Genomic DNA, 13,048 nt, shown 5'->3' on the forward strand with positions numbered 1-13,048 from the left:
ACTTACCAGCCCCCGATGACCAGCAGCACGGCGCCGATCGCCACCACGATCTGGCTGCGCCAGTCGCTGATGATGAAGACGACCGGGTCGTCGTGCATTTCGTCGCGGCGCGCCAGGATCCAGACGCGCATGGTGAGATAGAGCACGATCGGCGCCAGCGGCCAGATCAGCCAGGGATGCGGATAGAGTTCGCGCACCGCGACGCTGTCCATGTAGAGCGCCAGCACCAGCGCCGAGGAGAAGGCCGAAGCCATGCCGGCCTGGGCGACGATCTCCTGGTCTTCCGTGCGATAGCCGCGGCCGGCAATGCGTTCGCCTGGCGGTATGGCTGTGGTGCGCAGTTCGACGAAGCGCTTCACCAATGCCAGCGACAGAAAGAAGAAGATCGAAAAGGCGAGCAGCCAGAACGACACGTCGACGCCGGTCGCGGCCGCGCCGGCGAGCACGCGGATCGTATAGAGCCCGGCAAGCGTCAGCACGTCGACCAGAAGCATGCGCTTGAACGACAGCGAATAGGCCGTGGTAACGACCATATAGCCACCGAGCACCCCGAGGAATTCGATCGGCAGAAGGCAGCCGGTGCCGACGCCGATCGCCAGCAGCACCGCGATCGCGCCGAGGCCGAACGGGATCGAAAGCGCGCCGCTGGCAAACGGCCTGTTGCGCTTGGTGGGATGCCTGCGGTCGAGCGCAAGATCGAAGAAATCGTTGAGGATATAGATCGCCGAGGCAACCGCGCTGAACGAGATGAATGCCAGCAGGCATTGCCAGATCATGTTGGGATTGAAATATTCGTGCGACAGCATCATCGGCACGGCGATCAGGGAGTTCTTCAGCCACTGGTGGACGCGCAGCATCTTGACGATGATCCGCAATGTCGGCTTCGGCGCCGGCATCGTTTCGGCGCCATGCGCCGCCTGCCAGCGCGCGGCATGACGGTCCGGCGCCACCACGATCGCGCTGCGCGCCGCGTCGAAGACCTGGAGGTCATGGCGGCTGTTGCCGGCATAGTCGAAACCGGCATCGCCATAGGCATCGAGGAGCGAGGCGCGCTTCTTGCCCGAAGTGAGGTTGTCGAGGCCGTCAGTGGCCAGCACCCGATCGAAGATGCCGAGATGGACAGCAATGGCATCGGCGAACTTGCGCGGCGTGCCGGTCGCCAGAACGAGCTTGCGGCCTTCGGCGTGCTCGGCGCGGAGCCGGTCGAGCAGCGGCGCCCGATAGGGCAGCGTGGCGGGATCGATGTCGATGCGCTGGGCGATCGCCTGCTTCAGCCGCGCCGGCCCGCCAGCCGCCCAGAAAGGGACAAGGAAGAGATAGAGCGGGTTGTTCTTGAGGAGGATGAACAGTCCTTCCCATAAAAGGTCCGTCGCGATCAGCGTGCCGTCGAGATCGACCGCAAGCGGTATTGCGTTCCTGTCCGACCGCGCGTCCATGCCCGTCCTGCCCTGCCAGCGTGTGATCCGGAAACCGGAATCCCGTTGAGCGCCGTGTTTCGGCGTCTTGGATAGCGGTATAGCGGGGTATCGCCTAGCGAACGTTAAAACGCAGGGTTGCAAGCGGCTGCCGAGACGGTATTTTCAGCGTCATTGTTAAACAACCGCTACTGGAAACGATAAAAGGCCGGACAAACGCCCGGCCTTTCCAATCATGCCGCAGAGACTACTTGATGCGGGCGACGCCGCCGGAAATCTCGACGGTTTCCGAACCGGTCAGAGCTTCGAGGTCACCGTTCGGCAAGGTGACGAAGCAGCCGTTCTGGCAGAACTCGACGGTTTCACCGCCGGCCAGCGCGAGCTCGGTCTTGCTGCCGCCCTCAGTCACGACCAGCGTGCGGGTCTCGGCGTCCTTGTTGACCGCACTTGCGGCATGGGCCGAGCCGCTCACGGCGAGCAAGGCCAGGGCAGCGACGAGAGACTTCCACATTTTGCAGTATCGGTGTTCCCACCGCCTCTGTTGCATTTCGCAAGGCATTCTCGCCTTTGCATGGGAGCTTATATGAGATGGAAGCTGAACCGCAACTGAATGCCGCATTCATGCCACAGTTCAACGGATCAGGCCGGATCCGGTCTTCGGCTTTTGCGCCTGGCCTTTTGCGGAAGCTCGGCAGCCTTGGCCCTGGCAAGCTCACGCTCCACGAACTCCGCCTCGGCCTTGTCGTCGTCGGCGGGCCATTTCGCCGCCGTAGTGCCGGACTTTACATGGACGTCGCGTTGCGGGAACGGGATTTCGATGTTCGCCAGCCTGAAGGCATCGAGGATGGCGAAGCGGATGTCGTTCTGGACGATCACGCCGTTGCTGACATCGGCAAGGAAGACCCTGATCTCAAAGTTCAATGAAGAGTCGGCCAGTGCGGCAAACAGAACGAAAGGTTCAGGGTTCTTGAGCACCAGCGGGTGGTTGCGGGCAATATCGAGCAGAAGATCGTGCACGCGCCTCGCATCCGAGCCATAGGCGACGCCAACCGGAATTTCGATGCGGCCAAGCTTGTTGCGGTGCGTCCAGTTACCCACCGGCCCGTTGATCAGATCGGAGTTCGGCAGGATCACCGACTGCCGCTGGAAAGTCTCGATCTCGGTGGCGCGCACACTGATCCGCTTCACTGTGCCGGACACTTGGCCGGCCACGATCCAGTCGCCGACCTTGAACGGGCGTTCGGCCAAAAGGATCAGGCCGGAGACGAAATTAGACACCACATTCTGCAGGCCAAAGCCGATACCGAGGGAAAGCGCACCCGCGACCAGCGCCAGGCTGGAGAGGTCGATGCCGGCCGCCGAAATACCGACCAGCGCGGCGAGCGCAACGCCGGCATAGCCCACCGCCAGCCGGATCGAGTTGCGGACCCCGGTATCGACCTTGCCGCGCGCCATGACCGAGCCGTCCAGCCAGCCCTGGAACCAGCGCGTCAGGAAATAGCCGATGACGAAGACGACGATGCCCGACACTATGCCGGTGACCGAAATCGTCACCGAACCGATATTGATCCCGGTTGCGAGCTTATATGCCCACGCCTCGATATCGCCGGGCTGGAAGCCCCACATCAAAAGGATCAGCGGCAGGAACACCAGCACGATCATCACGTTGATGGCGATGCTGACGACCAGGCCGAGCTGGTCGAGTGCGGTATCCTCGTAGCTGGAATTGGCCGACAGCCAGCGCCCGACCGACGTGTTGGTGAAAGCGCCCTCCTCGCCGATCGCCTGCGCCGACAGGAAGCCGATATAGGCGGTGATCAAGGCTGTGCCTGTGACCACGACTTGCAAGGAGACAAAGAGCGCAAGGCCGATATAGCCAAGCAAGGCGGCTATGATTGTGAACAGGCCAAGGGATAGCGACAGGTAACGCAGCCATGCGGGCCAAGGTCGCCAGCTACCGTCGCGCGCCTTGAACGGCCGCAGCATCGCCATCAGGATCAGGATGATGCCGACGACGATGGTGGCGACGAAGCTGCGCGCGATCGTCAGTGACAGGGGCGACCCCATCTTGTCATTGATCACCGAGAGGAAGGTGTTGAAGCTGATGACCACGGCCATGGCTGTGGCCAAGCGGACCAGCCAGCGCGCCGGCCCGGTCTCGACAGGGATCAGGCGCCAGTTCGGCAGCCGCGGCGAAAGGGCTGCGTTTGTCAGCCGGTTGACGCAGAACACTACTCCGACGACCATCGCAAGGGCATTGAGAAAGAGGCCGATATCGCCGCGCAAGACATTGTAATAATTGAAGAAGAAGATCGTCGATCCGAGAAAGGCGCCGACTGCAAGCGTCGGCAGTAGGGTCGACCAGAAGGCCACCGAAAGGCGAGTGAGATAGGACGGGTCCTCGTTGGTCGGATCGGCTTCGAAAACCCGTCCGAACAGGCGCCTGCCGCCGACCAGCAGCACCAGCGCAAGGCCGAGCGCCACGAAGGTTGCCGCGAGGATGGCCTGGAACTTGAACCTGAAGGCGAAGCTCAGCCAGGATGACACTGCCTTGTAAAAATTGCCGAACTCTTCCCGGGCATCGGAAAAGACCTGCGGGCTCAAGGCGTCCGAGAGCACATAGCGCTTGGTCAAAAGATTGCGGAAAAGCGCGCTGCGCATGTTGCCGATCTTGTCGATCAGCCCGCTGATACGGATCGACAAGGCCTGAGCTTGCGAGATGACCGCGTTGATCTCCGCCTTTTCGGACGTCAGCGCCTGGCGTTCGCCGCTGACGATGTCGGGCTCCGCCGGTTGGCCGGCGGCAGGTGCCGGCCCGAGCTGTTCGAGCCTGCTGTTGATTTCGCCCAGGCGTGTCCGGAACGCCAGCGCGCTGGTCAGCGATTGCCGTGACAATTCCTCGAGTTGCAGGCGGATATCGACGAGGTTGCTGTCGTCCTCGCCATCCTGTTGTATCTGCTTCTCGAAATTGTCGGCCTTGGTCGTCAGGCCCTGGATGATCTTCTGCTGGTCGGCGACCAGTCCCGCGGGCGCCTGGCCAACGCCTTGCGCCGCCGCCTCGAACGACAGCGGCGCCGAAACGACAAGCGCCAGGATCAATATGAGGCGAAGCAATCGAAAAAACATGATGGATCGGCGACTCGCGGGCGGCAAAGGCATTCAAAAAGCCTGTCCTTGATAAAGACGGCCATATCATGGGGCAAGCCACCGCGACCGATCGCACACATCAAGCGTCGGCCAGTCGAAAGGCGATGGCGCAATATTGGCTTTCTATCAGCCCCCTGCTCTATAGTCTGCCGCATCGCCCGCAACGGACACCTTACACATGGCAGAGTACTCGGCCCTTTCGCTGCTCGCGAACGCGTTCAAGGGAAACAAGGACTGGAAGCCGGCCTGGCGCAAGCCGGATCCGAAGGCATCCTACGACGTCATCATCATCGGCGGCGGCGGTCACGGCCTGGCGACGGCCTACTATCTGGCCAAGGAGCACGGCATCACCAATGTCGCGGTGCTGGAAAAAGGCTGGCTGGGCTCCGGCAATGTCGGCCGCAACACCACGGCCGTTCGCTCGAACTATCTCCTGCCCGCCAACACCCGCTTCTACGAACATTCGATGAAGCTGTGGGAGAACCTGTCGCACGAACTCAATTACAACGTCATGTTCTCGCAGCGCGGCTGCCTGAACCTGGCGCACACACCGGCTCAGTTCGACGATTATGCAAGGCGCGGCAATGCCATGCGCCATCTCGGCGTCGATGCGGAATTGATGACCCCAGCCGAGATCAAGCGCCTGATCCCGGCGCTCGACATCTCCAGCGATGCACGCTTTCCTGTCGTCGGCGGCCTGATGCAGCGGCGCGCCGGCACCGCGCGGCACGATGCGGTCGCCTGGGGCTATGCACGCGGCGCCGACCGGCGCGGCGTCGACATCGTCGAGAATTGCGAGGTCACCGGCTTCCTGCGTGACGGCGACCGCGTCACCGGCGTTACCACCTCGCGCGGCGATATCAGGGCCAAGAAGGTAGCGGTCGCGGTGGCCGGCAGCACCGGCCGCGTCATGCAACTTGCCGGCGTCGAGACGATGCCGATCGAAAGCCATGTGCTGCAGGCCTTCGTCACCGAATCCCTGAAACCCTTCATCGACACGGTCGTGACGTTCGGCATGGGCCATTTCTACATGTCGCAGTCCGACAAGGGCGGCCTTGTCTATGGCGGCGACATAGACGGCTACAACAGCTACGCCCAGCGCGGCAACCTGCCCATCGTCGACGAGGTGATGAGCGAGATGCTCGCGCTTTTCCCGGGTCTTGCGCGTGTGCGCATGCTGCGCTCCTGGGGCGGCGTCTGCGACATGTCGATGGACGGCTCGCCGATCATCACCATGGGGCCCCTGCCCGGCATGTATCTCAATTGCGGCTGGTGCTATGGCGGCTTCAAGGCAACGCCGGCTTCCGGCTGGTGCTTTGCCTGGACCATCGCCAAGGACCAACCGCACGATTTCAACGCCCCTTTCACGCTCGACCGCTTCCATCGAGGCCTGGTGATCGACGACAAGGGCCAGGGCGCGAATCCGCGGCTTCATTAGGAACATTCCGTGCTGATCACTTGCCCCTATTGCGGCCCACGCGACGTCATCGAGTTCACCTATCAGGGTGACGGCAACCGCGAACGTCCCGATCCTGCCTCGCAGAATTTCGAGGCCTGGAACGCCTATGTCTACGACCGGCTGAACCCGGCCGGCGACCACAACGAGATCTGGCAGCATTCCGGCGGCTGCCGGGCTCACCTGAGGGTTGTGCGCAACACGCTGACGCATGAGATTTCCAGTGTCGCCTTCGTGCGCGGCGATCACAGCTCGGCCGCGCGCCGCAAGGCGGAGGACAAGCCATGAGCCCGCGCCGCACCGACACCGGCGGCCGCATCGACCGGCTGAAGACGATCCGCTTCACTTTCGACGGCGTTGCCTATACCGGGCATGGCGGCGACACGCTGGCATCCGCCCTGCTGGCCAGCGGCGTCACGCTGTTCGGGCGTTCTTTCAAATACCACCGCCCGCGCGGCCTGCTGAGCGCAGGCGTGGAAGAACCCAATGCGCTGGTAACGGTGCTGAAGGGCGAAGTGCGCGAGCCCAACATTCCTGCAACCATGGTCGAGATCCATGACGGGCTGATCGCCGTCAGCCAGAACCGTTTTCCCTCGCTCACCTGGGACATCCATGCCGTCAACCAGCTCGGCGGCAAGCTGCTGTCGGCCGGCTTCTACTACAAGACCTTCATGGGACCGGTTGTCGGCCCGCTGAAAGGCACGCGCTTCTGGATGTTCTGCGAACACTTCATCCGCCGCGCCGCCGGCCTCGGCAGCGCCGGATCGGCAAAGGACCCGGCCCGCTACGAGCGCATGAACGCCTTTTGCGACGTTCTGGTGGTCGGCTCCGGCCCGGCCGGCCTGATGGCCGCCAAGACCGCCGCGGATCAAGGCGCCCGCGTCATGCTGGCCGATCTCGAGCCGCGTTTCGGCGGGTCGGCCAACTGGTCCGGCGAAACCATCGATGGCGCGCCCGCCGCTGATTGGGTGCGGCGCACCGTCGCCCAGCTCGAGGCGCGGGACAATGTCCGGCTTCTGCCGCGCACCACGGTCTGGGGTTACTACGACAGCAACACGCTTGCCGCGCTCGAGCGGGTCAGCGACCACAAGGCGCAGCCCGCCAAGGGTGAGCCGCGCCATCGCTACTGGGCGATCCGCGCCGGATCCGTCGTGCTGGCCACCGGCGCCTTCGAAAGGCCGCTGGTGTTTCCGGGCAATGACAGGCCCGGCGTGATGCTGGCGCATGCGGCGGAGCGCTACGCCAACGAATTCGGCGTGCTGCCGGGGCAGCGGGTCGTGGTGTTCACCAACAATGACAGCGCCTACCGGTCGGCGCTGGCGCTGAAGCAGGCAGGTGCGGCGATCGTAGCCATCGTCGACGTGCGCCCGCAACCGTCCGCCGAGATGAGCGCCCTGGCCGGCGAAGCCGAGGCGGAATTGCTTTCCGGCCATGCGGTGGTCGCCACGGAAGGTGGCAAGGCCTTGTCCGGCCTCAAGGTTCAGCGGTTCGACATGGTCGCCGGTGCGCTGAGCGGCGATGCACGCAGCGTCCATGCCGATTGCCTGCTGATGTCGGGCGGCTGGTCGCCGACCATCCATCTGGCCAGCCAGGCCGGTGCCAGGGCGGAGTGGAATGAGGCGCTGCAAGCCTTCCTACCGCCGATGCCGACGCAGAAATGGGTAGGCGCCGGCGCCTTCAACGGCCATTTCATGACCCTTGAAGCAATATTGGACGGCCGCAACGCAGGTCTCACCGCGGTCGGGGCGACAGTTGCGCCGATGGCGTACCCGGATATCGAATCCTTGCCTTGTGACCCCTGTCCCGCGCCCGTGTTCGAGATCAAGGGCAGCGGCAAGAGCTTTGTCGACTTCCAGCACGACGTCACGGCGGAGGATGTCCGCCTGGCGCATCGCGAAGGCTTCGTCTCTGTCGAGCACCTGAAGCGCTACACCACGCTCGGCATGGCCACCGACCAGGGCAAGAGCTCCAACGTTCCCGGCCTCGCCATAATGGCGGAAGCGCTCGGCAGGCCGATCCCGGAAGTCGGCACGACGCGCTTCCGACCGCCTTTCGCGCCGGTGTCGATCGGCTCGCTGGCAGCCGAACGTTTCGGCGACCTCAAGCCCGAACGGCTGACGCCGATGCATGACTGGCATGTCGACAATGGCGCGACCATGTATTCGGCCGGCCTCTGGTACCGGCCGATGATCTACGGCCACGCGGGCGAAACCGTCGAACAGGCCTATGTGCGCGAAGCCAAGGCGACGCGCGAAAGTGCGGGCATCGTCGATGTCTCGACGCTGGGCAAGATCGCCGTGCAGGGCCCCGACGCCGCCGCGTTCCTCGACCGTGTCTACACCAACATGTTCTCGACGCTCGCCGTCGGCAAGGCACGCTATGGGCTGATGCTGCGCGAGGACGGCTTCGCCTTCGACGACGGCACCACCTGGCGGCTCGGCGAACAGGATTTCCTGATGACCACCACCACGGCCAATGCCGGCAAGGTGATGCAGCATCTGGAATATTTCCTCGACGTGATCTGGCCGGAATTCAAGGTCCACGTCACCTCGGTGACCGACGAATGGGCGGGAGCCGCGATCGGCGGCCCGAAAGCGAGGCAGATTCTCGCAGCCTGTGTCACCGGCACTGCTGTCGACAATGCGACGCTGCCCTTCATGGGCATCGTGCATGGCGAGATCTCAGGCGTACCGGTGATGATTTGCCGGCTATCCTTCTCCGGTGAAATGGCCTTCGAAGTCTATTGTGGCGCCGGGTACGGCACCAATGTCTGGGAAGCGTTGGTCGAGGCCGGCAAGCCGTTCGGGCTGGTCACCTACGGACTCGAGGCGCTGGGCACGATGCGCATCGAGAAGGGCCATGTCACCGGCGCCGAGATCGACGGCCGCACCACGGCGCGCGACCTGCATCTCGACTGGATGCTGTCGAAGAAGAAGCCGTTCATCGGCTCGGCGATGATGGACCGGGAAGGCCTCGTCGCGTCCGAGCGGCTGGAATTGGTCGGCCTGATCGCGCTCGACAACCGGCCGCTCAATGGCGGCGCACACATTGTCGAGGAAGTCGACGAAGCCAATCCGCACGGCTCGATCGGGCACATCACCGCCTGCTGCTATTCGCCGGCGCTCGGCAAGCATATCGCGCTGGCACTGGTCAAGGGCGGCAAGGCCAGGCACGGCACGCGTGCCCATGTCTCCGATCCCTTACGCAACCGCTTTGGGCCCGTGGAGATCGTCTCCAACCACTTCTACGATCCGGAAGGGACCCGCATGCATGGCTGAGCGTCAATCGCCCCTCGAGCCGGAATTCCTTGTCGGCTCGCACGGCAATTTCGAGCATGGCGTCGAGCTCCTGCTCACCGAAACCAGGCCGGGCTCGATCGTGCAACTCGCGGCATGGCCTGGCGAGGAGAAGAAACTGATCGCGGCCATCCACGCTGTCACCGGGCTTGCGCTGCCCGACGGCGCCGGCGGCGGCTCGAGCGACGGCGTGAAATCGGTGTTCGGCTTCGCACCGGGAAAGTTCACGGTAGCAGATGAGGCCGAAGGACTGGCTGCGGCCTTCGCCGAACCGGTGACGCCGGCCATCGGCACGGTGACAGATCTGTCGCATGGCCGCACCGCCATCCGCATCGCCGGGCCGAAAGCCGAATGGGTGCTGTCGAAATTCTTCGCCATCGACTTCGCCCTGCCCGCCTTTCCGGTCGGCGCCGGCCGCTCGACGACGCACCACGATGTCTTCGCCCAGATCCAGCGCACCGGCACCGACCAATTCGACATCTATGTCTTCCGCTCCTTCGCCCGCTCGTTCTGGAAGGCGCTTTGCCACGCCAGCGAGGAAGTCGGCTACGAGGTGCAGTAGGCGGCCTGGCCTTAGAGCCGCTGCCTCTGGCCTCAATGCCGGCCGGTTCTGCCGCTAGAGAATCCCGCCTTGGGCGCCCATGATGGAAAACGTGGCCGCCCAACCGGTCCAAGGGATGAAAGTCCCGTCTCAGAGTCGGCATATTTGGTTCGAACATCCCCATGACCGCTGAACTATCAGCCGGCGCCACCGATCGCGCCGATGTGCCGGCCAGAGCGATGCTCCTGCTGCCGCTGACGGTCGCCTGCGGCGTGTTCATGACCAGCCTCGACCAGAATGTCGTGGTGACGGCGCTGCCGGGCATCAGCGAAAGCCTTGGCCGGCCGCCCAGCCAGCTCGGCCTGCTGATCACCGCCTATGTCGCCAGCCTGATCATCTCGATGCCGCTCGGCGGCTGGGCGGCCGACCGTTTCGGTCTGCGCAACGTCTATTGCTTCGCCTTGCTGGTGTTTGCCGCTTCATCGGCCCTGTGCGGACTGTCTGATAACATCTGGATGCTGGTCGGCGCCCGAGCGCTGCAGGGCTTCGGCGGTGCGTTGATGGGCACGCTTGGGCAAGTCGTCATCCTGTCGACCTTCCCGCGCAGCCGGACCTTGAAGATCAACATGTATATCTCGCTGGCCGGACAGTCCGGGCCGCTGGTCGGTCCGCTCGTCGGCGGTGCGCTGACCACCTACATCTCCTGGCGCTGGATCTTCTTCATCAACGTGCCGTTCGCGCTCGCGGCGGCAATCCTTGCCGCCTCACTGTTCCCGACAATGACCAAGCCGGTGCGCACGCGGTTCGATTTTCCAGGCTTTTTGCTGGTCGGCAGCGGCATGGTCCTACTGGTCTTCGGCATGGACTCGCTCGCGGCGAAAGACGCGGCCGGCAGCATGATCGCCGCCGAGCTCGTGCTGGCGCTCATCATCCTTGCGTCCGCCTCCTTCTACTGTCTGCGTGTGCGCAATCCCCTGCTCGATCTCAAGCTCCTGCGCATCCGCACCTTCCGCATCTCCTTCCTTACCGGCGGCGGGCTGGATACGATCGGTCTCAGCTCCGTCGTCTTCCTGCTGCCACTGATGTTCCAGCTCGGCTTCGGCATGAGCGCGGTGCAGGCGGGATCGCTGACCTTCGTGGCAGCGGTCGGCTCGGTAGGTATGCGTGTCTTCATGCCACGCCTTCTCAACCGCTTCGGTTTTCGCCGCGTGCTGGTCTTCAACACGCCCGTTGTTGCCGGCATGGTCGCTGGCTTCGCCTTGATGCAAGCAACGACGCCGGTCTGGGTCACGCTCACCTACATCTTCGTCTTTGGCGTCTTTCGCTCGGTGCAATGGGCTTCGACCGGCAACCTCGCCTATTCCGACATCGCGCCCGAACAGCTCGCCCGCTTCAGTGCGCTCTACTACATCCTCTGGCAGCTGGCGGTCGCGATCAGCGTCGGCCTGGCGGCTGCGATGCTGTCGTTTCTCGCCGGCGGCGGGCCGGCCGTCGCCAGCGACTTCCGGATCCTGTTCGTGATCGAAGGCGTCATCACGCTCTGCGCCCTGCTCGCCTATCTCAAGCTGACGCCACAGGACGGCGCCCATGTCAGCGGTCACGGTGCGCACATGAATACGGAATAGCGGGCCTGCGGCGGGCGAAACCTATTCGCTGAACGTCACCCATTCCTCGAGCGGCTCACGATCGGTGCGGAAGGCGTTCTCGGGCTTGGAAATGTCTTCATAGCCGAGCGCCATGCCGCAGACGACGATCTCCTCGTCGGGAATGTCGAGCACCGGCCGGATCTGCCGGTGGTAGGGCGCGAAGGCCGCCTGCGGACAGGTATGCAGACCCCTGCCCCGCGCCGCGACCATGATGTTCTGCAGGAACATGCCGTAATCGATCCACGAACCCTGGTTGAGCCGGCGGTCGATGGTGAAGATCATGCCGACCGGCGCGTCGAAGAAGACGAAGTTGCGGTCGTGCTGGGCGCGCATCTTATCGACTTCCCGGCGGCCTATGCCGAGCGCGCCGTAGAGGCCGAACCCGTTGGCACGGCGGCGGGTGAGATAAGGCTCGAAAAACTGGGTGGGATAATAGCGATATTCGTCCCAGTCGGCTTTTTCCGCGCGGATGCCGGAATTCATGATGGCATCGGTGATCCGCTGCTTGGTCCCGCCCTTGGTGACGTAGACCCGCCAGGGCTGCATGTTGGTGCCGGAGGGAGCGCGCGCCGCGACAGCCAGTATGTCACGGATCGTCTCGTCGTCGATCATGTCGGGCAGAAATGCGCGCACCGAACGGCGCGACATGATCGCGTCGTCGACGATCTCGGCATCAACCGCGATTCGAGCCTTTTTTTCCAGCATGGGCCGTCCCTTAGCCATTGTGTCGATCGGACGTCCCCACTCGCCGCTCGCGGCGGAGCCATTGCATGAACCGTCAAAATCCTGCAAGCAAATCTTGAGCATTGGTGAAAATCTACTTGATTTTTTCATGAGCTTCATTTCTCATGAAATTCGACTGAAAATTTTCATGAAGTGAGCGATTTGGTCTCCCCTACCGCACGAACATTACAGGGACCTGACGAGCGAGTCCTGGCTGGCGATATCAGGGCCTTGCGCCGGGTGCGCGGGCTGACGCTGGCCGAGATCGCGCTGAAACTCGGCCGTTCGGTCGGCTGGGTCAGCCAGGTCGAGCGCGGCCTGTCGACGCCGTCGCTCAGTGACCTCAGGGCCTTCGCCGAGTTGTTCGACGTGCCGATCAGCCTGTTCTTCAGCCATGACGTGCCCGTGGAGAGCGAGCGAGGCGTGGTGGTGCGCGCCGGCAAGCGCCGCACGCTTGGCACCAGCGAATCCGGCCTGGTGGAGGAGCTTCTATCACCGGACCTCGGTGGTAGCTTCGAGATGGTGCGGTCGGTCTTCGCGCCGGGCGCGGAGTTGAAGAACGAGGCCCGCCGGCCGACCGAGGAGGCCGGATACATCGCGTCCGGGCAGTTCGACATCGAAATAGCCGGGATCTGGCACCGGCTCGGCGAAGGCGACTCCTTCCGCTTCGAAGGCAAGCCTTACCGCTGGCGCAACCCGGGTAGCGAGCCGGCGATCGTAATCTGGGTGGTTTCGCCACCCGTCTATTGAATGCATGGCACCTAAAACCGTGCAGCGGTTTTGGGAAAAGGACGTGCATCAAACAAAGATAGAAGCGCGACGCG

10 protein-coding genes are annotated in these 13,048 nt (G+C 63.6%); 6 read left to right on the top strand and 4 right to left on the bottom strand.

Going from position 1 to position 13,048, the window contains the following annotated elements:
- Positions 1-2: 2 nt before the first annotated feature.
- The 3 genes from LB536_RS18785 to LB536_RS18795 all read right to left on the bottom strand — a co-directional run bounded on the left by LB536_RS18785 (position 3) and on the right by LB536_RS18795 (position 4,541).
- A complete protein-coding gene (locus LB536_RS18785) occupies positions 3-1,436 on the bottom strand; it encodes a UbiA family prenyltransferase (RefSeq protein ID WP_224595348.1) in 1,434 nt (477 codons plus the stop codon).
- A 226-nt stretch (positions 1,437-1,662) separates the two neighbouring features.
- Positions 1,663-1,926 (bottom strand): hypothetical protein, encoded by a 264-nt coding sequence (locus LB536_RS18790; RefSeq protein ID WP_224595350.1) that lies wholly within the window; start codon positions 1,924-1,926, stop codon positions 1,663-1,665.
- Between the two features lie 128 nt (positions 1,927-2,054).
- On the bottom strand, positions 2,055-4,541 hold the full coding sequence (locus LB536_RS18795) for a mechanosensitive ion channel family protein (RefSeq protein ID WP_224595352.1): 2,487 nt from the start codon (positions 4,539-4,541) through the stop codon (positions 2,055-2,057).
- A 199-nt stretch (positions 4,542-4,740) separates the two neighbouring features.
- Here LB536_RS18795 and LB536_RS18800 point away from each other — a divergent pair, with 199 nt between their 5' ends.
- From LB536_RS18800 to LB536_RS18820, 5 genes are all read left to right on the top strand, one after another.
- Complete coding sequence (locus LB536_RS18800; RefSeq protein WP_140758226.1) at positions 4,741-6,000, top strand: sarcosine oxidase subunit beta; 1,260 nt, start codon at positions 4,741-4,743, stop codon at positions 5,998-6,000.
- Positions 6,001-6,009: 9 nt separating this feature from the next.
- Positions 6,010-6,306: a sarcosine oxidase subunit delta gene (locus LB536_RS18805; protein WP_027145874.1), complete on the top strand. Its 297-nt coding sequence runs from the start codon at positions 6,010-6,012 to the stop codon at positions 6,304-6,306.
- Positions 6,303-9,296: a sarcosine oxidase subunit alpha gene (locus LB536_RS18810; RefSeq protein ID WP_224595354.1), complete on the top strand. Its 2,994-nt coding sequence runs from the start codon at positions 6,303-6,305 to the stop codon at positions 9,294-9,296. The genes LB536_RS18805 and LB536_RS18810 overlap by 4 nt, the downstream gene beginning before the upstream one ends.
- On the top strand, positions 9,289-9,876 hold the full coding sequence (gene soxG / locus LB536_RS18815; RefSeq protein ID WP_224595356.1) for a sarcosine oxidase subunit gamma family protein: 588 nt from the start codon (positions 9,289-9,291) through the stop codon (positions 9,874-9,876). The genes LB536_RS18810 and soxG overlap by 8 nt, the downstream gene beginning before the upstream one ends.
- Positions 9,877-10,037: 161 nt before the next feature.
- Positions 10,038-11,480, top strand: a complete 1,443-nt coding sequence (locus LB536_RS18820; protein WP_224595358.1) for an MFS transporter — start codon at positions 10,038-10,040, stop codon at positions 11,478-11,480.
- Between the two features lie 21 nt (positions 11,481-11,501).
- Here LB536_RS18820 and LB536_RS18825 read toward each other — a convergent pair whose 3' ends face one another.
- The gene (locus tag LB536_RS18825) at positions 11,502-12,206 is read right to left on the bottom strand and encodes a nitroreductase (RefSeq protein WP_181183012.1); all 705 of its coding nucleotides are present in this window, start codon (positions 12,204-12,206) and stop codon (positions 11,502-11,504) included.
- Between the two features lie 171 nt (positions 12,207-12,377).
- Here LB536_RS18825 and LB536_RS18830 point away from each other — a divergent pair, with 171 nt between their 5' ends.
- A complete protein-coding gene (locus LB536_RS18830; protein WP_224595360.1) occupies positions 12,378-12,974 on the top strand; it encodes a helix-turn-helix domain-containing protein in 597 nt (198 codons plus the stop codon).
- Positions 12,975-13,048 lie beyond the last annotated feature (74 nt).

It is taken from the genome of Mesorhizobium sp. ES1-3 (assembly GCF_020164795.1).
Taxonomy (GTDB): domain Bacteria; phylum Pseudomonadota; class Alphaproteobacteria; order Rhizobiales; family Rhizobiaceae; genus Mesorhizobium.

Bases quoted from the DNA above. Each gene is read 5' to 3' on its own strand.
- soxG (WP_224595356.1), top strand. From the start codon at position 9,289: ATGGCTGAGCGTCAATCGCCCCTCGAGCCGGAATTCCTTGTCGGCTCG.
- LB536_RS18810 (WP_224595354.1), top strand. From the start codon at position 6,303: ATGAGCCCGCGCCGCACCGACACCGGCGGCCGCATCGACCGGCTGAAG.
- LB536_RS18795 (WP_224595352.1), bottom strand. From the start codon at position 4,541: ATGTTTTTTCGATTGCTTCGCCTCATATTGATCCTGGCGCTTGTCGTT.
- LB536_RS18820 (WP_224595358.1), top strand. From the start codon at position 10,038: ATGACCGCTGAACTATCAGCCGGCGCCACCGATCGCGCCGATGTGCCG.
- LB536_RS18825 (WP_181183012.1), bottom strand. From the start codon at position 12,206: ATGCTGGAAAAAAAGGCTCGAATCGCGGTTGATGCCGAGATCGTCGAC.
- LB536_RS18785 (WP_224595348.1), bottom strand. From the start codon at position 1,436: ATGGACGCGCGGTCGGACAGGAACGCAATACCGCTTGCGGTCGATCTC.
- LB536_RS18800 (WP_140758226.1), top strand. From the start codon at position 4,741: ATGGCAGAGTACTCGGCCCTTTCGCTGCTCGCGAACGCGTTCAAGGGA.
- LB536_RS18790 (WP_224595350.1), bottom strand. From the start codon at position 1,926: ATGTGGAAGTCTCTCGTCGCTGCCCTGGCCTTGCTCGCCGTGAGCGGC.